This is a genomic window from Streptomyces griseoviridis (genome assembly GCF_005222485.1).
Taxonomy (GTDB): Bacteria; Actinomycetota; Actinomycetes; order Streptomycetales; family Streptomycetaceae; genus Streptomyces; species Streptomyces hintoniae.
This window is the reverse complement of the sequence record NZ_CP029078.1, coordinates 6,218,506-6,241,309: the sequence shown is the minus strand read 5'-3', so window position 1 is coordinate 6,241,309 and position 22,804 is coordinate 6,218,506. Positions and strand designations below refer to the sequence as shown.

General features: G+C 73.5%; 17 protein-coding genes. 5 read left to right on the top strand and 12 right to left on the bottom strand.

Annotated features, from left to right (window positions below):
- Window positions 1-97: 97 nt before the first annotated feature.
- From DDJ31_RS27130 to DDJ31_RS27120, 3 genes are all read right to left on the bottom strand, one after another.
- A complete protein-coding gene (locus DDJ31_RS27130) occupies window positions 98-4,096 on the bottom strand; it encodes an AAA family ATPase (protein WP_171480909.1) in 3,999 nt (1,332 codons plus the stop codon).
- Between the two features lie 252 nt (window positions 4,097-4,348).
- Window positions 4,349-4,552, bottom strand: a complete 204-nt coding sequence (locus DDJ31_RS27125; protein WP_127177762.1) for a hypothetical protein — start codon at window positions 4,550-4,552, stop codon at window positions 4,349-4,351.
- Window positions 4,553-4,931: 379 nt separating this feature from the next.
- On the bottom strand, window positions 4,932-5,213 hold the full coding sequence (locus tag DDJ31_RS27120; RefSeq protein WP_127177763.1) for an acylphosphatase: 282 nt from the start codon (window positions 5,211-5,213) through the stop codon (window positions 4,932-4,934).
- A gap of 160 nt (window positions 5,214-5,373) precedes the next feature.
- Here DDJ31_RS27120 and DDJ31_RS27115 point away from each other — a divergent pair, with 160 nt between their 5' ends.
- Window positions 5,374-6,483, top strand: a complete 1,110-nt coding sequence (locus tag DDJ31_RS27115; protein WP_127177764.1) for a CAP domain-containing protein — start codon at window positions 5,374-5,376, stop codon at window positions 6,481-6,483.
- Between the two features lie 173 nt (window positions 6,484-6,656).
- Window positions 6,657-7,055 (top strand): winged helix-turn-helix transcriptional regulator, encoded by a 399-nt coding sequence (locus DDJ31_RS27110; protein ID WP_127177765.1) that lies wholly within the window; start codon window positions 6,657-6,659, stop codon window positions 7,053-7,055.
- Here the strand turns inward: DDJ31_RS27110 and mutM are convergent.
- The 8 genes from mutM to recG form a co-directional block, all read right to left on the bottom strand.
- Window positions 7,031-7,888: a bifunctional DNA-formamidopyrimidine glycosylase/DNA-(apurinic or apyrimidinic site) lyase gene (mutM, locus tag DDJ31_RS27105; RefSeq protein WP_127177766.1), complete on the bottom strand. Its 858-nt coding sequence runs from the start codon at window positions 7,886-7,888 to the stop codon at window positions 7,031-7,033. The genes DDJ31_RS27110 and mutM overlap by 25 nt on opposite strands.
- Before the next feature lie 88 nt (window positions 7,889-7,976).
- Complete coding sequence (gene rnc / locus DDJ31_RS27100; RefSeq protein WP_127182589.1) at window positions 7,977-8,861, bottom strand: ribonuclease III; 885 nt, start codon at window positions 8,859-8,861, stop codon at window positions 7,977-7,979.
- 19 nt (window positions 8,862-8,880) lie between these two features.
- Entirely contained in the window at window positions 8,881-9,054 is a 174-nt protein-coding gene (gene rpmF, locus DDJ31_RS27095; protein WP_007493396.1) for a 50S ribosomal protein L32, read from the bottom strand.
- 2 nt (window positions 9,055-9,056) lie between these two features.
- Window positions 9,057-9,710, bottom strand: coding sequence for a YceD family protein (locus tag DDJ31_RS27090; protein ID WP_127177767.1), 654 nt, complete (start codon window positions 9,708-9,710; stop codon window positions 9,057-9,059).
- 132 nt (window positions 9,711-9,842) lie between these two features.
- Window positions 9,843-10,943 carry a cell division initiation protein gene (locus tag DDJ31_RS27085; protein WP_127177768.1) on the bottom strand — a complete coding sequence of 367 codons (1,101 nt, stop codon included), beginning with the start codon at window positions 10,941-10,943 and terminating at the stop codon, window positions 9,843-9,845.
- Between the two features lie 58 nt (window positions 10,944-11,001).
- Window positions 11,002-11,481 (bottom strand): pantetheine-phosphate adenylyltransferase, encoded by a 480-nt coding sequence (coaD, locus tag DDJ31_RS27080; RefSeq protein WP_206280652.1) that lies wholly within the window; start codon window positions 11,479-11,481, stop codon window positions 11,002-11,004.
- 26 nt (window positions 11,482-11,507) lie between these two features.
- Window positions 11,508-12,971 carry a 16S rRNA (guanine(966)-N(2))-methyltransferase RsmD gene (gene rsmD / locus DDJ31_RS39715; protein WP_276319303.1) on the bottom strand — a complete coding sequence of 488 codons (1,464 nt, stop codon included), beginning with the start codon at window positions 12,969-12,971 and terminating at the stop codon, window positions 11,508-11,510.
- A 55-nt stretch (window positions 12,972-13,026) separates the two neighbouring features.
- Entirely contained in the window at window positions 13,027-15,348 is a 2,322-nt protein-coding gene (gene recG, locus DDJ31_RS27065; protein ID WP_127177771.1) for an ATP-dependent DNA helicase RecG, read from the bottom strand.
- 165 nt (window positions 15,349-15,513) lie between these two features.
- On the opposite strand from recG, the gene DDJ31_RS27060 reads away from it, so the two are divergent.
- Window positions 15,514-17,340: an HSP90 family protein gene (locus tag DDJ31_RS27060; RefSeq protein ID WP_127177772.1), complete on the top strand. Its 1,827-nt coding sequence runs from the start codon at window positions 15,514-15,516 to the stop codon at window positions 17,338-17,340.
- A complete protein-coding gene (locus DDJ31_RS27055) occupies window positions 17,340-20,393 on the top strand; it encodes a tetratricopeptide repeat protein (RefSeq protein ID WP_127177773.1) in 3,054 nt (1,017 codons plus the stop codon). Before DDJ31_RS27060 ends, DDJ31_RS27055 begins: the two co-directional genes overlap by 1 nt.
- Window positions 20,394-20,424: 31 nt before the next feature.
- Here DDJ31_RS27055 and DDJ31_RS27050 read toward each other — a convergent pair whose 3' ends face one another.
- On the bottom strand, window positions 20,425-22,236 hold the full coding sequence (locus DDJ31_RS27050) for a DAK2 domain-containing protein (protein WP_127182590.1): 1,812 nt from the start codon (window positions 22,234-22,236) through the stop codon (window positions 20,425-20,427).
- Window positions 22,237-22,481: 245 nt separating this feature from the next.
- Here DDJ31_RS27050 and rpmB point away from each other — a divergent pair, with 245 nt between their 5' ends.
- A complete protein-coding gene (gene rpmB, locus DDJ31_RS27045; RefSeq protein ID WP_004924906.1) occupies window positions 22,482-22,667 on the top strand; it encodes a 50S ribosomal protein L28 in 186 nt (61 codons plus the stop codon).
- The last annotated feature ends 137 nt before the right edge of the window (window positions 22,668-22,804 follow it).

Genomic DNA, 22,804 nt, shown 5'->3' with positions numbered 1-22,804 from the left:
GTTTCGACGCCAACACAGGGTGGACTGTGAAGAAACAGACAGCAGAACCGGTCCGCCCGGCAGGTTTGAGTTCACTTAGTGAAGGCAGAAGGAAGAGTTACCGCAGCCGCTGCGAGATGACCTTCGAGACGCCGTCGCCCTGCATGGCGACGCCGTACAGCGCGTCGGCGACTTCCATGGTCCGCTTCTGGTGCGTGATCACGATGAGCTGCGACGCCTCCTGCAACTCCTGCATGATCCGGATCAGCCGCTGGAGGTTGGTGTCGTCGAGGGCCGCCTCGACCTCGTCCATCACGTAGAACGGGCTCGGCCGGGCCTTGAAGATCGACACCAGCAGCGCCACCGCCGTCAGCGACCGCTCGCCGCCCGACAGCAGCGAGAGCCGCTTCACCTTCTTGCCCGGCGGGCGGGCCTCGACGTCCACCCCGGTGGTGAGCATGTTGTCGGGATCGGTCAGGATCAGCCGGCCGTCACCGCCGGGGAACAGCCGCCCGAAGACGCCCTCGAACTCCCGTGCGGTGTCACGGAAGGCGTCGGTGAAGACCCGCTCGACGCGCTCGTCGACCTCCTTGACGACCTGGAGGAGATCGGCCCGGGTCTTCTTCAGGTCTTCGAGCTGCTCGCTCAGGAACTGATGGCGCTCCTCCAGCGCCGCGAACTCCTCGAGGGCCAGCGGATTCACCTTGCCGAGTTGCTGATACGCCCGTTCGGCCGACCGCAGCCGCTTCTCCTGCTCGGCCCTGACGAAGGGCCTCGGCCGGTTGCGCGGGTGGTCGGGATCGTCCGGCAACTCCTCGCCGTCGGCCGCGGGGGACGCCGCCACCGGCTGGTGCGGACCGTACTCGGAGACCAGCCCGGCCGGCTCGACGCCCAGCTCCTCCAGCGCCTTCGTCTCCAGCTGCTCGATCCGCAGCCGCTTCTCGGCGCCCAGCACCTCGCCCCGGTGGACGGAGTCGGTCAGCTTGTCCAGCTCCGCCTTGAGGTCGCGGCCCGCGCCCCGCGCCGCCGACAGCTCCTGCTCGCGCGCCGCCCTCGCGGCCTCGGCGGCGGACCGCTCCCGGTCGGCGCGGGCCAGCGACACCTCGACGTGCGCGAGCAACTGGCGCGCGCCGGAGGCGACCGCCCCGGCGACGGCCGCCTCGTGGCGCAGCCTGGCCCTGCGCTGCTCGGCACGCGCGCGTGCGTCGCGTTCGGCGCGGGCGGCCCGGTCGAGCTGGTCGGCGCGGCCCGACAGCCCCTTGACCCGCTCCTCGTGGGTACGGACCTGGAGGCGGGCCTCCATCTCGGTCTGCCTGGCGTTGGCGCCGTCGGCCGCGAGCCGGTCCCTGACCGTGGTGTCGGGCTCCTCCTCGACCGGCGTCTCCTCGGCGACGGCGAGCCGTTCGGCGAGTTCCTCGGCGTCCTGGAGCGCCCGGTCCAACGCGTCCTGCGCGCGGGCGGCGGCGGCCACCGCCCGCTCGGCCTCGCCCGCCGCGCCCCGCGCCTGCCCGGCGAGCCGCCCCAGCTCCGCGGCCACGGCCGACTTCTCCCGGTCGGCGGCCCGCCGCAGCTCCCCCAGCTCCTCGACGGCCGCGGCGCACTCCCGGCGCCGCTCCCCCGCCACGTGCTGCGCCTCGGCCAGCTCCTCGCACCGGACGGCGAGTTCCGTCAGCTCGGCGGCGGCCTCGTCCACGGAGGCCCGCACCTCGAGCAGGCTCGGCGCCCCGGCGGACCCGCCGTGCGCGAAGTGCGCCCCGAGCAGATCCCCTTCGGCGGTGACGGCGATGAGACCGGGCCGCGCCCTGACCAGCTCCTCGGCGTCCTCCAACGTCCCGACGACGACGATCCCGCGCAACAGCCGCCGCACGGCGGGCATCAACTCGCCGGACGCACGGACCAGATCGGCGGCGTACGGCGGGGCGGGGCGGGCGCGAGTGGGGGTGGGGGCGGCGGGGTTCGTGAGGGGTGTGCGGGCGCGGGTGGGGTCGGCGTGGGGCGTGGGGGCGGCGTGGGCGCGGGCAGGGTCGGCGGGGGGCGTGGGGATCGTGCGGGCATGCGCCGGGTCGGCGGGGCTCGTGAGGGCGCCGTCGTCCCCCGGGCCGGCCGCATCCGGGCTGCCGGTCCTTTCGGGTCCGTCCTCGGGTGTGCCCGCAGGCCCGGCCTCAGGGCTGCCCTCAGGCCCGTACGCGGATGCGCTCCCAGGCCCGTCCCCGGGGCCGCCCGCGGGCTCGTCCTCGGGTGTACCCGCAGGCCCGTACGCGGGGCCGACCTCGGGCCCGTCCTCGGATGCGCCCACAGGCCCAGCCTCGGGCCCGTCCTCGGATGCGCCCGCAGGCTCGTCCTCGGGTGTGTCCACAGGCTCGTCCTCGGGCCCGTCCTCGCGCGCGGTCTCCTCCGGTGCGGACGTCAGCAGCAGTGCCGCCCGGCCCGCGTCCTGTTTGCGGAGCAGGCGGATCGCGTCGGCCGCCGCCGTCGGGTTCGTCACCGCGAGGGCGTCCGCCGCCGCGCCGAAGGCCGCTGCCAGGGCGACCTCGTGGCCCGGGGTCACCGTGAGGAGTTCCGCGGCGGGACCGAGCAGCCCGGTGATGCGGTCCCGCGCGTCGAGCAGGGCGCCGGTGCCGTCCTTGCGGCGCAGGCCGAGGGCGAGGGCGTCGTGGCGGGCCTGGGTCGCGGCCCGTCGTCGTTCGGTCGCGGTGGCCGCCTCGCGGGCCGACGTCAGGGCGGTCTCCGCCTCGGCGAGAGCCCGCTTCAGCTCCTCGTGCCGCGCTGAGCGTTCCGCGTCGCCCGCGTCGAGGCCGTCGACCTCGGCCTGGAGCGTCTCGTACTCCGCCTGTGCGGCGGCGGCCCGCTGCTGGGCCTCCTCGCGGGCCGAGGCCAGCCGGTCGATCTCGGCCTGGGCGGCGGCGGCCCGCGAACGCGCCGCGCCCGCCTGCCCGTTCAGCCGGGCCAGCCCCTCGCGGCGGTCGGCGATGGCGCGGGCCACGTCCTTGAGGCGCCGTTCCTCGACGGTCAGTTCGCGTTCGAGGTCGGCGCGGTGCTCGACGGTGTCCTCCAGCGCCCGTTCGGCCGCTTCGAGGGCCGCCGCGAGCTCCGCCTCCTGCTCCCGGACCCGGGCGGCCTCGCGCTCCAGGTCCTCGGGGTCACGGCCGCGGCGCTCCTCCAGCGGCGCCGCGGTGGCGCTGGTGACCCGGGCGTCGGCGAGCGACACCGTGCCGCGCACCCGTTCGGCGAGCTGGGAGAGGTCGTACCAGGTCTGCTGGGCGCGCTTCAGGCGCGGGCCGAGCTGCCGCACCTCGTCCTCCAGGAGCGCCTCGCGCTGGAGCGCCTTCCGCAACTCCTGCTCGGCCGACTCCTTGCGGGCCTTGAGGGCGGCCTCGTCGGCGACCTCAAGGCTCAGCGCCTCGCGCAGCCTGACCAGGTCGTCGGCGAGCAGCCGCAGCCGGGCGTCGCGCAGGTCGGCCTGGATCACGGCGGCCCTGCGGGCGACGGCGGCCTGCCGGCCCAGCGGCTTGAGTTGGCGGCGCAGTTCGTCGGTGAGGTCCTGCACGCGCGCGAGGTTGGCCTGCATCGCGTCCAGCTTCCGCAGCGCCTTCTCCTTGCGCCTGCGGTGCTTGAGGACGCCGGCCGCCTCCTCGATGAAGGCGCGGCGGCCCATGGGGTCGGCGTGCAGGACGGAGTCGAGCTGGCCCTGGCCGACGATGACGTGCATCTCGCGGCCGATGCCGGAGTCGGAGAGCAGCTCCTGGATGTCGAGGAGCCGGCAGGTGTCACCGTTGATCTGGTATTCGCTGCCGCCGTTGCGGAACATGATCCGCGTGATGGTGACCTCGGCGTACTCGATGGGCAGCGCGCCGTCGGAGTTGTCGATGGTCAGGGACACCTCGGCGCGGCCGAGCGGCGGCCGTCCCGTGGTGCCGGCGAAGATGACGTCCTCCATCTTGCCGCCGCGCAGCGTCTTCGCGCCCTGCTCGCCCATGACCCAGCTGAGCGCGTCCACGACATTGGACTTGCCCGAGCCGTTGGGGCCGACGACGCAGGTGATCCCCGGCTCGAAGCGGAGCGTGGTCGCGGAGGCGAACGACTTGAAGCCGCGCAGGGTCAGGGCCTTGAGGTGCACGCCGCCGGACTCTACCTTCCGGCGGTATCTCACTCCATGAACGCGCGGTCGCCCGCGGTTTCACCCGTGAACGCGCAGGGCACATCAGACGTTGAGGAGAGCGGGAGGGGATGGGGGCAGGGGAAGCCGAGAGAGCCAGAGAAGCCGAGGGCGTCAGGGCGTCAAGAAAGAAGGGACGCCGAAGCGTCCCTTGCAGATCTGACGGAGTGAGCGGTTGACACGGGCGGCCCGACCACTGCTGTCATGCGGTGATCAGGTGAGCGCAGGCTCCGCCTGGTGTGCGTCGATGCTCTCGAGAAGCGAGTCGTGAGAAGCGGCAGCCGTCAGTGCGTCGTTCTGAGCCTGGATCCGTCCGAGCTCGGATTCCAGGTCCTGGACACGCTGCTGGAGCCGTCGCATCTCGGCGAGGAGTCGCGGGTCGGAGCCGCCGACGTAACCGAGAAGCGCCTTTGCCATGATGGATGGTCCTCCACAATGAGTGACCGACCGAAGCGGTTGGGTCGTGAGGGAATCGCACCCGCGGTGCTTGGCACTGTTGAGTTTTTGGTGCCGTTCTGCCATGCCAAACAGCTAAGGTGCGCGGGGCTTTCAGCGTCTCACCAAAAAGTTTGACGGTCAACACGATCACGCCCCGTATTGGCGGGCGACCCGGTGCGCGCGGCCGGTGACAGGCGGCGTCGCTTCTCCTTCGGGGCCCTGCGGGCTGACTCGATCAGTCGTACCCAGGGAGCCTGCCACTTCCTCCCGTTCTTGGCAACCACCAGGTCACCGCCGTTCCCGGCGGGTGCCCACGGTGTGCCGGGGCACCCGGTCCCGGCCGCTGGGGCGGTCTCGGTCAGCGCATGGCGAAGCCGTCATAGCCGCCGCGCGGTGTGTCCCAGATCTCGGTGACGCCGTCCACGCGTCCGGGCGTGTCATCGCCCTGGAGCCAGTCGAGGAGCGCCTCGCAGCCGCTTCTGGCGCCCTCCGCGACCACCTGGACCCGGCCGTCCTCCAGATTGAGAGCAAAGCCACTCAGGCCGCCGATCTCCAGGGCCTTGGCCCGGGTGAACCAGCGGAAACCCACACCTTGGACGTGTCCTCGCACCCAGGCGACCAGCCGTGCATCCTCGCTCATGGAGGAAACCTAACGGCCCAATGTCTCGCGGGACACATCCGCCTCCCCCGCCATGCGGTACCGTCCCGACCCAATGAATCTCATATGAAACCCACTCCATCGAGTGAGTTTGGTTGACCCGGGGGGACGCGTCGACCGCGATGACGAGGAAGGCAAGGACATGGGACGCCACCGACGCTCCGACGCCGGCCGCGCCGCCACGGGCCGCGCCACGGGGGTCACAGCGCCACACGGCTCTTACCCGGGCGGGAACGCTCCGCTGGACTCGCACGACTTCGAACACGACGCACCGGCCCCCCGCGCCGAGGGCCCGCAGGGGGGTCGCCCCCTGAGCGACGACAAGCAGGCCGCGGCCTCGGCACGCAGTGCCGCGTACCTCTTCGCCACCGAGGACGACTTCCGCACCGTCTTCCCGTCGGACGGTTTCGCGCCCGACGGCGGTCCCGGCGGCGCGCACCGCCGACGGAAGAAGCGGGTCGCGACGCCCGTGCGCACCGGTCTGCTGGGGGTCTCCGCGGCCGTCGCGCTCGGTACCGTCGCGGTGGCCACGGGCGCGGTGCCCGGCCTCGACAACTACAAGCTCGGCGGCGGTGGCGGCGGCCAGAAGGCGCAGGCCGCCGCCGGTACGCCGACGAACTCGGCGACCGAGCAGGGCGGCACGTCGGGCAGCGCGCAGAACCGCGCGGGCTCCGGCGCGACCAGCCGGGACGCGGAGCGCGCCGAGTCCCCTTCGGCCGCCCCGTCGTCCTCCTCGCCCGCGCCCAGCAGGACGCCGACGAAGAAGCCGTCGGCGACCCCCTCCGAGAAGCCGGCCCCGGATCCGACCCCCACCACGCGGGCCCCCGAGCCCAAGGCGCCGGCCGCGGAGCCCACCCAGGCCGCGGTCTCCACCCAGGCGGCGGCCGAGGCGGAGGTGCTCAGGCTGGTGAACGAGGAGCGCGCCAAGGTCGGCTGCTCAGCGGTGGCCGCGAACAGCGCGCTCACCGGGCTCGCCGAGGACTTCAGCCAGGCCATGGCCGAGCAGGACTTCTTCGACCACACGGACCCGAGCGGCGCCTCGCCGTGGGACCGGGCGGCGAAGCTGGGCATCGGCAACCTGGGCGGCGAGAACATAGCCCGCGGCCAGGCCGACCCGGCGGCGGTGATGGAGGCGTGGATGAACAGCCCCGGCCACAAGGCGAACATACTGAACTGCGACTTCAAGACGCTGGGCGTCGGCGTGCAGTTCGGGTCGGGCGGCCCGTGGTGGACGCAGGACTTCGGCTACTAGGGCTTCCGCGCGGGCGCCGGGGGTCCCGATTCAGGCCCCCGGTCGGCCGCAGGCCACCTCGCCGCTCTCCGCCACCCGCGTTCTCGCAGCTCAGCGACGCCAACCGCAGGCGAGCGCTAACTTCTGGTTAGTGCAACCTGTCGGTGAGCGCTGCGCTCAAGTACGCTTGAAGGATGAACCGCATCGACGAGTGCCCAGCGGCGCGGAACCTCCCGTACGACGTGTTCGCGAAGGAGTGCCCCTCGCGCGGCACGCTCGAACACATCACGGGCCGCTGGGGCGCCCTCGTTCTCGGCGCCCTCTCCGAGGGCTCGCTGCGCTTCAACGAGCTGCGCCGCCGGGTGGCGGGCGTGAGCGAGAAGATGCTGTCTCAGACCCTGCACGCGCTGGAGCGCGACGGACTGGTGCTCCGCGAGGCACAGACCACCAACCCGCCCCGGGTGGACTACGAACTGACCCCGCTGGGCCGCGAGGTCGCCGGCCGGCTGCTGGGCCTGATCCACTTCCTGGAGGGCAGCATGGACGACGTCCTCGCCGCCCGCCGGCGCTACGACGCCCGCGGCGGCCGCTGACAGCGCGGGCAGAAGTAGCTGGAGCGGTTCATCCACGGCCGCCGCAGCATCGGCGTCCCGCACCGCTTGCACGGCAGCCCCTCACGTCCGTAGGCGTCGAGCGAACGGTCGAAGTAGCCTGACTCGCCGTTCACGTTGACGTACAGGCTGTCGAAGCTGGTGCCGCCGACCGCGAGCGCCTCGTTCATCACGTCCCGTACGTGGCCCAGGAGTTCGGCGGTGCGCGGGCGGGTGAACCCGGCCGTGGGGCGTTCGTAGTGGACGCGAGCGCGCCAGAGGGCCTCGTCCGCGTAGATGTTGCCGACCCCGCTGATCAACGACTGGTCCAGCAGGGCCCGTTTGACGGTGCTGCGCTTGCGGCGCAGCGCCTGGTGGAAGGCGTCGTCGTCGAAGAGCGGGTCGAGGGGGTCGCGGGCGATGTGCCCGATGACGTCGGGCAGCCCGTCGGGCGTGGTGTCGTGCAACGACAGCCCGCCGAAGGTGCGTTGGTCGACGAACCGCAGCTCGGTGCCGAGCGCGTCGGCGAACTGCACCCGGATCCGCAGATGCTTCTCGGCGGGCGCGGTGAGCGGCTGCACCAGCAGCTGTCCGCTCATCCCGAGGTGGGCGAGGACCGCCTGCCCCGTGTCCTCCAGGGGCAGCCACAGATACTTGCCGCGCCGGCTGGGGACGCCGATCCTGTGACCCTTGAGCCGGTGCGCGAAGTCGTCGCCCCCCGCGATGTGCCGCCGCACGGCCCGCGGATGGAGCACTTCGGCGTCGGCGACGACCCGGTGGGCGACCCACCGCTCAAGCCCCCGCCTGACGACCTCGACCTCGGGCAACTCGGGCATGCGTTCCCCCGTGACGTACCTGGCGCACGACCCGAGCGCCCGCCCCTGACGGGGTGGGCGCTCGGAGTGCTCTGTTCGTTCGTTCCGGTCAGGCGGAGACGGCCGAAGGCCCGTTGCCGGTGGCGCCGTCGACATCGACTCCGTCGGCTCCGTCGGCTCCGTCGGCAACAGCCTCGGCTTCGGCTTCGGCCTCCTTGACGGAGGGCCGGGCCGCCGCCTCGGCGCGCTCGTCCGCCGCGGCCCTGATGGACCTCCAGGCGGACTCGGCGGCCTGCTGCTCCGCCTCCTTCTTGCTGCGGCCGGTGCCGGTGCCGTACGAGACGCCTCCGACGCGGGCGGCAGCAGTGAAGGTCTTCTCGTGGTCGGGGCCGGTCTCCGTGACCAGGTACTCGGGGACGCCGAGCCCTTCGGTCGCGGTGAGCTCCTGGAGACTGGTCTTCCAGTCCAGGCCGGCTCCGAGGTTCGAGGACTTCTCGATCAGCGGGTCGAACAGGCGGTGCACCAGTTCGGAGGCCGCGTCGAGGCCCTGGTCGAGATAGACCGCGCCGATCACCGCTTCAAGGGTGTCGGCGAGGATGGACGCCTTGTCCCGGCCACCCGTGCCCTCTTCGCCCCGGCCGAGCCGGATGAAGGAGCCGAGTTCAAGTCCGCGACCGACCTCCGCCAGCGCACGCGAGTTGACCACCGCGGCCCGCAACTTGGCCAGTTGGCCTTCGGGCAGGTCGGGGTGGGTCGTGTACAGCGTGTCGGTGACGACGAGTCCGAGCACGGAGTCCCCGAGGAACTCGAGGCGCTCGTTCGTCGGCAGACCGCCGTTCTCGTACGCGTAGGAACGGTGGGTCAGCGCACGCACCAGAAGGGCGGACTCAAGTGTGTACCCGAGCCGCCCTTCCAGAAGCGTGTGGGACGAGGCCGTACTGTCCGATGGGCCAACCCCGCTCGCGCGGGGAGAATTCTTCTTCGCCGTGGACACGGTGCCTCTCACCAGCCGCTCAGACCTCGAGGACCTGGCGCTTGTTGTAGGTGCCGCAAGACGGGCACGCGATGTGCTGCAGCTTGGGCTCGTGGCAGCGCTCGCACGCAACCAGGGTGGGGACCGCAGCCTTCCACTGCGACCGGCGGTGGCGCGTGTTGCTGCGCGACATCTTCCGCTTCGGAACAGCCACGGCTACTTCTCCTGCTTCTCGGCGGCGCGTGCTGATCGGGGCGCGTCGCCGCTCATCTCGTCCTTCTCGCCGTCCTTCATGGTGCCGGCGAGTCCCTGCAGTGCCGCCCAACGGATGTCGACGGCATCGTGGTGGTGGTCCGGGTCGTCCGCCAGCCGGGCTCCGCACTCGGAGCACAGGCCGGGGCAGTCGTCCTGGCACACCGGCTGCATCGGCAGTGCGAGCACCACCGCATCACGCAGCACGGGTTCGAGGTCGAAAAGACCGTCCTCGATGTAGAGCCTGTCCTCGTCTTCCTCGGCGTCGTCGGCCGGTTCCGCTTTGGGGCGGCCCCGGTCATCGGCGTCAGGGTACGAGAACATCTCCTGGAAGTCCGCTTCGAGCTGCTGCTCCAGCGGCTCCAGACACCTTACGCACTCCCCCTTGGCCGACGCACGGGCGGTGCCTGTGACAAGCACCCCTTCCATGACCGACTCAAGCCGGAGTGAGAGCTCCACCGGGGCGCCTTCCGGCACTCCGATGACTCCCTGGACGCCGAGGTCCAGGGGGGCGTCGATCGAGCGGGTCAGGCGCTGCATCGCGCCAGGACGCCGCCCCAGCTCGTGTGTGTCGAACACGAGAGGGTTGCGGTGGTCGAGGCGGGCGTTCAGGGCCATTCCTGCTTTCGATCTTCTCAGCTCAGGGGACGCGGCCCGTCGGTGTGCTCGGGCAGCGCTGATCACGGACGTACACGCGACCGAAGGACCAGGGTACTGGACCTTTCGCTGTCGGCCCAATCCGCTGGTTCGTCACTGACCGCGCCCCTGTTCGTACGCCCTCAGCTGCTCGGCGCTGATCATGCTGGTGTCGAAGAGGCTGGTCTCGTCGAGCGCGTACCCCTGCTCGGGGATCTGCGCCTGCTGGGGGGTCTGCGGGGTGTCGTAGGCCGCCTGCCGGCCGTCGTAGCCCTGGTACGCGGCGTACGGGTCGGCCTGCTGCGGGTAGCCGTAGGGGTCCTGCTGGCCGTAGCCCTGCTGCGGGTAGCCGCCCGCGGCGCCCGCGTAGGGGTCGGACTGCTGCGGGTAGCCGTACAGGTCCTGCTGCTGCGCCTCGGCGGTCGGGGCGTAGTCCTGCTGCCGCTGCGGCTGCTGCTGCTGGGCGGGCTGCCCGGCGGCGGCCGAGGTGTCCCGCTCGGCGAGGGCCGCGAGGTCGGCGAGGTAGTCGGCGTCGCTGGAGTGCTGGAAGGAGCTGAGGTCGTCGGCGAGGGCGCCGAGGTCGTCGCTCGCGATCCGGCCGTGCAGCTTCTGCCGGCCGCGCCCGACGGCCTCCAGGGTCTTGGCGAGGACCGCCTCGAAGGCGCCCAGCTTGACGTCGACGTAGGCGTCGGCGTCGCGGCGCAGGGTCTCCGGGTCGTGGCTGCGCTCGGGGGCGTCCTCGTCCTCGTAGCCCTGCGCGTCGACGCCCGGCCCGGTGCCGAGGAGCTTCTCCCGGCCGCGGCCGACGGAGCCGAGGGTCTTGGTGAGGACGACCTCGAAGTTGGCGAGCTTGGAGTCGACGTAGTCGTCGGCCTCGGCGCGCACCTCCTCGGCCTCCTGGCGGGCCTCGGCGAGGATGCGGTCGGCCTCGTTCTGGGAGCGGCGGGCGACCTCCGTGTCGGAGACCAGCGAGCCGCGTTCGGCGTGCGCCTGCCCGATGATCCGGTCGGCCTCCTGGCGGGCCTGCTCGACCAGCTGCTCGCGGTCGCCGATCAGCTCCTGGGCCTGGGCGAGGGAGCCGGGCAGGGCCTGGCGCACCTCTTCGAGCAGGGCGAGCAGGTCGGCGCGGTTGACCACGCACGACGCCGACATGGGCATGGCTCGGGCATGGGAGACCGCCGCGACGATCTCGTCGAGCTTCTTCTGCACGTCCACCGTGTGCTCGCCACTCTCTACAGGGGTGTTGGAGACGGACGGGACGACTGTAGCCCCATCAGTCCTTGCGCAGACGCGTGTTGAGCGCCTCCAGGACGAGCGGCGGCACCAGGTGCGCGACGTCGCCGCCCCAGGTCGCGACCTCCTTGACGAGGGAGGACGAGAGGAAGCTGTAGGTGGGGTTGGTGGGCACGAAGAGGGTCTCGACGCCGGAGAGCCCGTTGTTCATCTGGGCCATCTGGAGTTCGTAGTCGAAGTCGCTGACCGCGCGCAGGCCCTTGACGATGGCGGGGATGTCGCGCTGCTTGCAGAAGTCGACGAGCAGTCCGTGGAAGGACTCCACGACGACGTTGCCGTACTCGGCGGTGACCTCGCGGATCAGGTCGATCCGCTCGTCGATCTCGAACAGTCCCTTCTTGGACTGGTTGATCATCACCGCGACGTACACCTCGTCGTAGAGGCGTGAGGCGCGGGCGATGATGTCGAGGTGTCCGTTGGTGATCGGGTCGAAAGACCCGGGACAGACGGCGCGGCGCACTAGTGATCCCTCGCTCTCCGGTCCGGTCATCGTGCGGCGTCGCACGTAGAGGCGGCGTGACCGTACCAAAACGTTCCCTCGCCGTAGCGGCGGGCCCGCAGTGGTGCGAAGCCGTCGGGCCAGCCGAAATCGCCGCCTCTGGTGCTGCGCTCCACGGTGACGAGGGCTTCCGCCGCGAGCCAGCCTCCGGTGCGGAGTGTGAGCAGGATCTCCCGGAGATCGTCGTCGGAGACGGCGTACGGGGGGTCGAGGAAGACGATGTCGTAGGGCCGCGCGGGAGGCCCGGTGCGGACGACCTGCTCGGCCTTGCCCGCGCGCACCTCGGCGCCGGGCAGGCCGATGCCCCGGACGTTCTCCTTGATGACGCGGACGGCGCGGGCGTCGGCCTCGACCAGCAGGGTGTGCCCCGCGCCCCGGGACAGCGCTTCGAGGCCGATCGCCCCGGAGCCCGCGTACAGGTCGAGGACGCGCTCGCCCGCCAGCGGGCCGCCGAGGAGGGACTCCCAGGTGGAGAAGAGTCCTTCCCGCGCGCGGTCGGAGGTGGGGCGGGTACCGGTCCCCGGCGGAACGGCGAGGCGCCGGCCACCGGCCACGCCGGCGATCACGCGGGTCATGTCGGAAGTCCTTGTCCGTGGGCGACTGCTCAGCCCCAGTCTGGCAGGCGAACGGGGGCGACGGGCTGGGGGGAGGGGACGGCCGCGGGCTGACGGAGGGGGTGCGGGGGGGCAGCGAGGGCGGCTCGGGCCCGGCGGGGACGGCGAGGGTGTCTTGGGGGCTACGGGGGCGCCGCCTTGGGCCGGGCGGGGACGCCGCCTTGGACCGGGCGGGGGCGCCGTGGGCCGGCGGATGCGCTGTGGACCCGGCGAGGGCGCCTCCGGACCCCGGCGCGGGGGCGCTGCGGGCCTGGCAGAGGCGCTGTGGGCCCGGCGAGGGGGCGCCTTTGGACCCGGCGCGGGAGCGCTGCGGGCCCGGCGGATGCGCTGTGGACCCGGCGAGGGGGCGCCTCCGGACCCCGGCGCGGGAGCGCTGCGGGCCCGGCAGAGGCGCTGCGGGCCCGGCGAGGGGGCGCCTCCGGACCCCGGCGCGGGAGCGCTGCGGGCCCGGCAGAGGCGCTGTGGACCCGGCGAGGGGGCGCCTTCGGACCCCGGCGCGGGAGCGCTGCGGGCTGTGGGCCCGCCAGAAGCACGCGGGCCCGGTGGGGATGCCTCGGGTCGGCGGGCGGTCAGACTGCGGCGAAGCGGACGGCGTCCCCCGTCTTGCTCGGCGAACACCCACCGCTTGGCCGGCGACCATGTTCCGGCCCGGCGGACGCTCGCCGCCGCCTCGACCACCGCCCGCACCCGGCTCGGCGGACGCCCCAGCCCGCCCCCACCACCCCAGCGGCCAACGCCCCCACCGGCCCGGCGCACCCCGCGCCGCGCCCGACGAACGCTCGCCGACACCCCCGCCGACCACCCCGACAGTCCCCACCCGCCGGCCCGTCCGCTCATCCCCTCTCCCCCTCGTCCCCCTCGCCCACCTCAGCCTCTCCCCCTCCCCCTCCCCTCAGCCCTTCTCCAGGTACTGCTCCCTCTCCTCGTCCAGCAGGGCGTCGAGCGCCGTGCGCAGGCCCGGGAGGGATGTCAGGTCGGGGTCGGTCGTCACCAGGGCGGTGGCCTCCTCACGGGCCTGCGCGATGATCTCCTCGTCCTCGATGACCGTCAGCATCCGCAGGGACGTGCGGGCTCCGGACTGGGCCTGGCCGAGGACGTCGCCCTCGCGGCGCTGCTCCAGGTCGATGCGGGAGAGTTCGAAGCCGTCGAGCGTCGCGGCGACGGAGGTGAGCCGGGCGCGGGCCGGGCTCGCCTCGGGCATCTCGGTGACCAGCAGGCAGAGGCCGGGTGCCGAGCCGCGGCCGACGCGGCCCCGGAGCTGGTGGAGCTGGGAGACGCCGAAGCGGTCGGCGTCCATGATGACCATCGCGGTCGCGTTCGGGACGTTCACACCGACCTCGATGACGGTGGTGGCGACCAGGACGTCCGTGTCGCCCGCGGCGAAGCGGCGCATCACGGCGTCCTTGTCGTCCGGGGCCATCCTGCCGTGCAGGACCTCGACCGTGAGGCCGTGCAGCGGGCCCTTGGCGAGCTGGTCGGCGACCTCGAGGACGGCCAGCGGGGGCCGCTTGTCCCCGTCGCCCTCGGGGGCCGCCTTCTTCTTGGCCCTGCCCTTGGGGTCGTCGTCCTCGTCGCCGATGCGCGGGCAGACCACGTACGCCTGGTGGCCGCCCGCGACCTCCTCGCGCACGCGCTCCCACGCGCGCGCCAGGAAGTGGGGTTTGTCGGCGGCCGGGACGACATGGCTGGCGATCGGCGAGCGGCCGGCCGGCAGTTGGTCGAGGACGGACGTCTCCAGGTCGCCGAAGACCGTCATGGCGACCGTGCGCGGGATCGGGGTGGCCGTCATGACGAGCAGGTGCGGGGGCTGCCTGCCCTTGCCGCGCAGCGCGTCGCGCTGCTCGACGCCGAACCGGTGCTGTTCGTCGACGACGACCAGGCCGAGGTCGTGGAACTGGACCTTGTCCTCGATCAGCGCGTGCGTGCCGATCACGATCCCGGCCTCGCCCGTGACCAGGTCGAGCAGCGCCTGGCGCCGGGCCGCCGCGCCCATCGAGCCGGTGAGCAGCACCACCTTGGTGGCCCGTTCGGCGCCGCCGAGCATGCCGCCCTCGGCCAGCTCGCCCATCATCTCGGTGATGGAGCGGTGGTGCTGCTGGGCGAGCACCTCGGTGGGGGCGAGCATCGCGGCCTGGCCGCCCGCGTCGACGACGGCGAGCATGGCGCGCAGCGCGACCATCGTCTTGCCCGAGCCCACCTCGCCCTGGAGCAGCCGATGCATCGGGTGGGCGGTGGCCAGGTCGGCGAAGATCTCGCGGGAGACCTTCAGCTGGCCGTCGGTGAGGGTGAAGGGCAGCCGGGCGTCGAAGGCGGTGAGCAGGCCGTCGGGGGTGGGTTCGCGCGGGACGGCGGGGAGCAGGGCGTCGGCGTGCCTGCGGCGGGCCAGGGCGACCTGGAGGACGAACGCCTCGTCCCACTTGAGGCGGGCGCGGGCGTCGGCGATGTCGGCCTTGGTCCGCGGGCGGTGGATCTTGAGCAGGGCCTCGGGCAGGGGCAGCAGCCCGCGGCCGGCGCGCAGCGACTCGGGCAGCGGGTCGATCGCGTCCCGGGCGGCGGGCAGCACCGTCTGGAGCGCCTTGCCGATCTTCCAGGACTCCAGCTTGGCGGTGGCCGGGTAGATCGGGATGAGGGCGCCGGCCCAGGTCTCGACCGCCCCGGCGGTGGCGTCGAGCCCTTCCGCGCCACCGAGACCGCCACCGCCGACGCCGTCACCGCCGCCGTCGATGCTCTCGGGGCCTTCGGGGCCTTCGGGGCCTTCAGGGTCGCCGCGGAGCAACTCGTACGCCGGGTGCGCCAGTTGCAGCCGGCGATTGAAGACGGAGACCTTGCCCGCGAACATCGCGCGGGTGCCCGGCAGGAGTTCCTTGTGGGGCTTGTGCACGCCGTTGCCGAAGAAGACAAGCTGGACGCGGCCACTGCCGTCCGTGATGGTGACTTCGAGGCGCTGTCCCTTGCCGCGCGGGGCCTTCGCCGAGGCGAAGGTGTGCAGCCGGGCGTCGGCGACCATGGCGACCACCGTGGCGTGCTCGTCCATGGGGAGGTCGGCCAGGTGGGTGAGCTGGCCGCGCTCCTCGTATCTGCGCGGATAGTGGTGCAGGAGGTCGCCGACGGTGTGCAGGCCGAGGTGCTCGGCCATCACCTTCGCGGTGGCGGGGCCGAGCACCGACTTCAGGGGCTGGTCCAGTGGTTCTTCCAGTGCGGGCACGAGATCCATTGCACACCACGGGACTGACATCGCCGTATACGTCCCCCGAAACCCCTGGTCAGACGGCTCGTTCGGGCCCTAGGATGGCGCGCTCCGGCCATCCCCCGCGGTACCGCCTCACACGGGACCGCCCGACCCCGCGCCGTCGAACCTCCCCCCACCGGCGCTGCGACGATGGACTCCCAGACCTCACAGCCATCCCAGGCACCCCAGTCACCTCACACCTTCCAGGTCGACCTGCGCGGTCTGGTGGACCTGCTCTCCCATCACCTCTACTCCAGCCCCAAGGTCTATCTGCGGGAGCTGCTCCAGAACGCCGTGGACGCGATCACCGCCCGCCGCGCCGGGCAGCCGGACGCCCCGGCCCGGGTACGGCTGCACGCCGAGGCGGGCGTCCTGCGGGTCGAGGACACCGGGATCGGGCTCACCGAGTCGGACGTGCACGCGCTGCTGGCGACCATCGGGCGCAGTTCCAAGCGCTCCGACGGCATCCAGGAGGCGCGTTCGGACTTCCTCGGGCAGTTCGGCATCGGTCTGCTGGCCTGTTTCGTGGTCGCCGAGCGGATCCGGGTGGTCAGCCGCAGCGCGCGCACCCCGGACGCGGCGCCGGTGGAGTGGACGGCGAGCGACGACGGTTCGTACACCGTGCGGACGCTGCCGGACGCGGCGCGGCCCGAGCCGGGCACCACCGTGCACCTCACCGCGCGTCCCGGGGCCGCCGAGTGGCTGGCGCCCGACCGGGTCATGGCGCTGGCCCGGGACTTCGGGTCGCTGCTCCCCTACGACGTGCGGGTCGGCGAGGAGGCCGTCACGGATCTGCCGCCGCCGTGGGACCGTGCCTACCCGTCCCCGGCCGGCAGGCGGGTGGCGCTGGCCAGGCACTGCCACGAGCTGTTCGGGTTCACGCCGTTGGACTCGATCGAGCTGGACGTGCCGCTCGCCGGGGTGCGCGGGGTGGCGTACGTGCTGCCCTCGGCGGTCAGTCCGGCGCAGCGGGCCACCCACCGGGTGCACCTCAAGGGCATGTTGCTGACCGAGCGGGCCGAACAGCTGCTGCCCGACTGGGCGTTCTTCGTGCGCTGTGTGCTGGACACGGACAGTCTGCGGCCGACCGCGTCGCGCGAGTCGCTGTACGAGGACGAGACGCTCGCGGCGGTGCGGGAGGCGCTCGGTGAGCGGATCAGGTCCTGGCTGACGGCGCTCGCGGCGAACGACCCCGAGCGGCTGTCGGCGTTCCTGTCGGTGCACCACCTCGGGGTCAAGTCGCTGGCCAGGCACGATCCGCAGATGCTGCGGACGATGCTGCCGTGGCTGCCGTTCGAGACGACCGACGGGCAGCTGTCCCTTGAGGAGTTCGCGCAGCGGCACCCGGTGGTGCACTTCACGCGGAGCGTGGAGGAGTACCGGCAGGTCGCGCCGATCGCGTCCGCGCAGGGCGTCGGTGTGGTCAACGGCGGCTACACGTACGACAGCGAGCTGGTCGAGGCGTTGCCCTCGGTGCGGCCGGGGACGGTGGTCGCTGAGCTGGACGCGGACACCGTGACGGCGCATCTGGACGCCGTCGACCCGGCGGAGGAGCTGGCGCTCGCCGGTTTCCTGGCCGCCGCGCGCGCGAGGCTCGACCCGCTGGGCTGCGACGTGGTGCTGCGGGCCTTCCACCCACTGTCGGTGCCCGCGCTGCACCTGGACGACCGGGCGGCCCGCCACGAGCAGGCGCGGGCGGCGGCCGAGGAGCAGGCCGACGACCTGTGGGCGGGCATCCTGGGCTCGCTGCGCGGCACCGCGCCCCGGGCGCGCCTGGTGCTCAACCATCTCAACCCGCTCATCCGCAGGATCGGTTCTCTGGGCGACAGGGAACTGATCGGCACCGCGACGGAGTCCCTGTACGGACAGGCGCTGTTGATGGCCCAGCGTCCGCTGCGGCCCGCGGACACCGCCCTGTTGAACCGCGCGTTCATCGGGCTTCTGGAATGGGCGACGCACGGCGAGGACGGTCACTGATGAGCGGCATCGACGGAAACAGCGGAATCGCCGACTTCGACGCGCTGCGGCGGGCGTTGGCGAAGAACGCGGAGCGGCCGGAGGGCCCGGCGCGCAACGCGCGCGCGGAGGAGCTGCTCGTGGCGGCGGAGCGGCTCGGCGTCCCGCTCGCCGTGATCGAGGCGCTCGGCCACCAGCTGAAGGTCTACAACTACAGCTCCGAGAAGGACAAGATGTTCGTCCCCTTCGCGCGGCTGCTGCGCATGTGGGACGAACGGCCCGAGGACTTCGACGAGTACGAGACGCACGCGCTGCACTGGGTCTTCAAGTGGATGTCGTCCGGCATGCTCGACCAGCCGCACATCCCGCTGGCCTCCATAGAGAAGTGGCTCGGCGAGATGGAGCACCGCTACCGGCTGGCCGGCCACTCCGAACGGGCGGTGCGCGGAGCCGAGTTCACGGTCGCCGCGCACCTGGGCGACCTGGCGCGCGCGGAGCGGGCGTACGACGCGTGGCTGGCGGCCGACCGGGACACGATGGCCGACTGCCACGCGTGCGAGCTGCACGAGCAGGGCTGGTGGCGGGCCGAGCAGGGGCGGGACGCGGAGGCGCTCGACCTGTGGCGGCCGGTCCTGGAGGGCGAGTTCAGCTGCGCGCACGAGCCGCACTCGGTGCTCGCGACCTCGCTTGTGCCGCTGCTGCGGCTCGGCCGCGCGGACGAGGCGCGCGCCAACCATCTGCGGGGCGTCCGCCTGGTGCGGTCCATGGAGAGCATGCGGTCCGCGTACGCGGACCACGTGGAGTTCTGCGCGCTGTCCGGCAACGAGGCGCGTGGGCTCGAACTGCTCGCGGAGCGGCCCGCGTACTTCACCGACACCGGGCACCCGCGCAGCGCGCTGGACTTCCATTGCGTGGTGGCCCTGTTGATGGACCGGCTGGTCGAACTGGGCCTGGGCGAACGGCAGGTGCCCGGCCCGCCCGGCCGGTCGTGGACCGCGCTCGACCTCGCCGGGCACGCGCGCGGTCAGGCGCTTGAGCTGGCCGCGCGGTTCGACGCGCGCAACGGCACCTCGCACGTGAGTGAGCGGGCACGCGCGCGGATGGCGCGGGTTCCGCTGGCGCGGCGGCTGCCGCTGGGGCTGCGGGCGACCCGTCCCGCGGCCCCGGGACCCGTGGCGCCGACGCGGGACGCCGGGGCGGCGGGGGCCGGCGGACAGGATCTGGCCGCGCTGCTGGCCGAGGCGCGGCGGCTGTCGGACACGCTGCGGCCGAACGCGGTCGAGGCGTGGGCGGCGGTCGGACGGTACGTGCGGGACGCGGGCGACGACGGCGACGGCGGGGGCGGCGAGCTGTCCGCCCGGGACCGCGCGGAGGTCGTCGACCACGAGGCGATGGGCCTGGGTCCCGAGGGCGTCGAGCTGTTCGAGCGGGCGGCGGAGCTGTACGCGGCGGCGGGCGACCCCGGGGAGGCGCTCGCGGCCCGCGCGCGGGGCGCCTACGTGCGGGCCCTGGGCGGGGAGGTCGAGGAGGCGACGGCCGCCGTCACCGTCCTGTACGACCGGGTCCTCGCGCTGTACGCGGAGGACGGCACCGGGCTGCGGCAGACGGCGTCGGTGCTGATCGCGCGGGCCAGGACCCTGATGCGGCGGGTGCAGGCGGCCGCCGAACACAGCGCGGCGGCCGCGGACGGCACGGACGGCGACCAGGACGCGGCCCTCGACGACGGTCTCGGCCGCGCCCTGGCCGACGCCGGGGCGGCCGTGCGGGAGCTGCTCGCGCTGGTCGACGGGCGGGCGGGCGGCGAGGTGCGGCTGCTGGCGCGGGCCGCGGAGGCGCGGGCCATGCTCGCCGACCTGGCGGCGCACGCCGGGGACCTGGAGGCGGCGGCCGAGCTGTTCGCGCGGGCCGCTGAGGCGTTCGAGGCGGCCGGGCTGCCGTGGTACGCGGTGGAGTACGAGGCCAGGCTGGCGTCGCTCGCGCACCATCTGGGCGACACCGCCGAGGCGGAACGGGCGCTGCGGGCCGCCCTCGACCACGGCGGGGCCCAACTGGAGCCGGTCGGGCGGGCGCAGCTGCACCTCCAGCTCGCCGAGGTGCTCGGCGGCAGGACCGCGTTCGCGGAGGCCGCCGAGCACGCGCTCGAAGCGGCGCACTGGGCCGACGAGGCGGGCGAGGGCCGCACCCTCGGCGCGTGGGCCCGGCACCAGCTGGGCGGGTTCCTGCTGCGCCAGGAGCGGTGGGCGGAGGCGGCGGAGGTGCTGGAGTCGGCGCTGCCCGACCTGAGCGCCGACACCCACGGCGACGGCGCCGTCGTCCAGACGCTGTGGTGGCTCGGGGACTGCCTGAGCGAGCTGGGCGAGCACCACGCGGCGGCCGAACGGCGGCTCCAGGCCGCCGAGATCGCCCGGCACTGGCCTGAGCAGCACGACCACGCGACGCTCGCGCACCTCGCCGCCGAGTCGCTCGGGCAGGCGGGTCTCGCCGAGGACGCCGACCGCGCCTACACGCGCGCGGGCGAGCTGTGGCGGGAGTTGGGCAACGTCCACGGTCTGGTGCGGGCGTTGCGGGCCCGCGCGTGGCTCGCGCTGCGCGCCGAGCCCGCCGAGCACGCGGTCAACGCGGCCGACGCGGCGGGCGAGTTGATGTCCCGCGCGGTGGACGCGTGCGCGACGGCGCTGGAGGGCGTCGGCGGCGACGAGCGGGCCCGGGACCGGCTGGTCGCCGAACTCGGGCACACGCAGCGGCAGTTCGGCGACCTGCTGGCGCGGTCGGCGACCGAGGACGCCGACGACGACTCCATCAACGACGCTCTCGAGGCGGCCCTCTGCCATGTCACCGAGGCGGTCGCGGTCTTCGCGTCGCTGGGTGCGGACGCCCTGCACAGCCGGACCGGCGCGGAACTCGCGGCGGGCTGGCTGGCGGCCGACCTCAGCCGCCCCGCGGAGGCGGCGGCCCGCGCCCGTGCGGTGCTCGCGGCGTACGCGGACGCCCCGCAGGACGACGGGACGGCGCGGGAACGCCGGGCGGAGGCGGAGCAGATGATGCAGGTGGTGGCGGAGTCGGGCGGGGAGTGAGCGCCTCACCGGGCCGGCGCGGGCCCGGCTCTCACTCCACGCCGATGAGCAGCAGGGAGCCCTGCCGGCCGCCCCGGTACACCATCGTGTCGACGGCCAGGTAGGACTCCCGCACCCGGGTCTCGAGGTGTCCCGCGATCGACTCGGGTGCCTCGTCGCCGAGGACGAGGGTGACGAGTTCGCCGCCGGCCGAGAGCATCCGGTCGAGGACGGCGGCTGCGGTGACGGTGACGTCCTCGCCGATCACGGCGACGTCGCCGTCGATCAGGCCGAGGATGTCGCCTGCCTGGCAGATGCCGGCCATCGTCCAGGACTGGCGTTCGGCGACGACGACCTCGGCGTGCCGGGTCGCGCCCGCCGCCGAGGTCATCGCGACGACGTCCTCGTCGAAGCGGCGTTCCGGTTCGTGGACGGCGAGCGCGGCGATGCCCTGCACGGCGGAGCGGGTCGGGATGAGGGCGACCCTGATGCCCTCGGTGCGGGCCTGCTCGGCGGCGGCCGCGGCGGTGTGGCGCAGGTCGGCGTCGTTGGGCAGCAGCACGACCTCGCGCGCGTGGGCCCGCCGTACCGCCTCGACCAGCTCGCCGCTCGCGGGCGGCTCCCCGGGGCGCGCGAGCACGGTGGTGGCGCCGGCCTCGGTGTACAGCCCGGCGAGGCCCTCACCGGGCACGACGGCGACGACGGCCCGCTGGACCCGCTCGCGGGGCGGCCGGCGGTGCGTGGTGTGGGCGTCGCCGAGCCCGAAGTGGGTGATGCGGATGCGGTAGGGGCGTCCGGCCTCGACGCCCGCCTCCACGGCGGCTCCGGCGTCGTCGACGTGCACATGGACGTTCCACAGTCCGTCGCCGCCGACCACGACCAGGGAGTCGCCGAGGGCGTCGAGCCGGGTGCGCAGCCGGGCGACGGCGCGGTCGCCCGCCTCGAGCAGGTAGATCACCTCGAAGGCGGGTGAGTCGGGGCCGGCGCCGTCCTCGCCGCACTCCTCGAAGGCGGGCCCGTCCTCACCGTGCCCCCCGGAGCCGTGCCCCCCGGAACCGTGCCCGCCGGAGCCCTGCCCGCCGGAGCCCTGCCCGTCGGAGCCCTGCGCCCCGGAGCCCTGCCCCCCGGTGCCGTGGCCGTCCGGTGCCTCGACGGCGTCCGCGCGCGCGTGCACGCCCGTCCCCGGGCCCCCCGCGCCCGGCGCCTGCCCGGTGAACGTCTCCACCAGCGCCCCCAGCACCGCCACCAGGCCGCGCCCGCCCGCGTCGACCACCCCGGCCCGCTCCAAGGCCGCGAGCTGGCCCGGGGTCGCGGCGAGGGCGGCCCAGGCGCCCCGGTAGGCCGCCTCGGCGACGGCCGCGCAGCCGCCATCCGCCGTCGCGGCGGCGTCGGCGGCGGCCGAGGCGACCGTCAGGACCGTGCCCTCGACGGGGTGGGCGACGGCCTCGCGGGCCCGGTCGGCGCCCTGGCGGAGGGCGAGGCGGAGTCCGGGGCCGTCGGTGTGAGGCCGCTCACCGTCGGCGGCCAGCACCTGGGCCAGGCCGCGCAGCAGCTGGGCGAGGATCGTGCCCGAGTTGCCGCGGGCGCCTATGAGCGCGCCGTGCGCCATCGCGCGCGCGGCGTCGGCGAGGGTCGGCCGCTGCCGGGCACCGGGCTCCAGCTCGTGGGCGCCGAACACCGCCTCGACAGCCGTGACCGCCGACTCCATGGTCAGGTAGAGGTTGGTGCCGGTGTCCCCGTCGGCCACCGGGTAGACGTTGATGGCGTCGATCTCCTCGCGCGCCCGCCCCAGGGCCTCGAGCGCGAGACCGCACCAGGTGCGCACCGCGAGAGCATCGAAGAATGTCTGCGGCACCTGCGCCACCTGCGCCTCCTTGAGCTGCTGGACGGAACGCAGCGTAGACCCCGGGGTGCCGTCCACCGGAAGAGGGCCGGGACGGGAGCCCGAGCAGCCATGGTAGTTTCGTTGTACTGGCGCAGTCGTTGTATGCTGCTCCGGTTGCCCGATCCGATCGGGCCGTTCCCCTGGCAGCGCCACTCAGATCCTAGATCTCGATCCCGGCATGCCGGGATCATCCGTAAGTGCATCTGAAGTCTTTGGAGTGACCCGTGGCTGCCAACTGCGACGTCTGCGGCAAGGGGCCGGGCTTCGGCAACAACATCTCGCACTCGCACCGCCGTACGCCCCGTCGCTGGAACCCGAACATCCAGCGTGTGCGTACCGTGGTGGGCGGGACGCCGAAGCGCGTGAACGCTTGCACCTCTTGCATCAAGGCCGGCAAGGTCTCGCGCTGACGCTCAGTGAGCGCGCGGCCACTGCCGGTTCGCTGTGAAAAGCCGGTCCACTTGTCGTGGATCGGCTTTTTGCTGTGCCCGCTGTGTGCTGCGCCGTGCCGCGCCCCGCTGTGCTCGGCGACGGCCTGCCCGTGACG

Bases quoted from the DNA above. Each gene is read 5' to 3' on its own strand.
- DDJ31_RS27110 (WP_127177765.1), top strand. From the start codon at position 6,657: ATGAACCGCATCGACGAGTGCCCAGCGGCGCGGAACCTCCCGTACGAC.
- DDJ31_RS27090 (WP_127177767.1), bottom strand. From the start codon at position 9,710: ATGGCCCTGAACGCCCGCCTCGACCACCGCAACCCTCTCGTGTTCGAC.
- DDJ31_RS27120 (WP_127177763.1), bottom strand. From the start codon at position 5,213: ATGAGCGAGGATGCACGGCTGGTCGCCTGGGTGCGAGGACACGTCCAA.
- recG (WP_127177771.1), bottom strand. From the start codon at position 15,348: ATGGATCTCGTGCCCGCACTGGAAGAACCACTGGACCAGCCCCTGAAG.
- DDJ31_RS27055 (WP_127177773.1), top strand. From the start codon at position 17,340: ATGAGCGGCATCGACGGAAACAGCGGAATCGCCGACTTCGACGCGCTG.
- DDJ31_RS27060 (WP_127177772.1), top strand. From the start codon at position 15,514: ATGGACTCCCAGACCTCACAGCCATCCCAGGCACCCCAGTCACCTCAC.
- DDJ31_RS27115 (WP_127177764.1), top strand. From the start codon at position 5,374: ATGGGACGCCACCGACGCTCCGACGCCGGCCGCGCCGCCACGGGCCGC.
- DDJ31_RS27125 (WP_127177762.1), bottom strand. From the start codon at position 4,552: ATGGCAAAGGCGCTTCTCGGTTACGTCGGCGGCTCCGACCCGCGACTC.
- mutM (WP_127177766.1), bottom strand. From the start codon at position 7,888: ATGCCCGAGTTGCCCGAGGTCGAGGTCGTCAGGCGGGGGCTTGAGCGG.
- rsmD (WP_276319303.1), bottom strand. From the start codon at position 12,971: ATGAGCGGACGGGCCGGCGGGTGGGGACTGTCGGGGTGGTCGGCGGGG.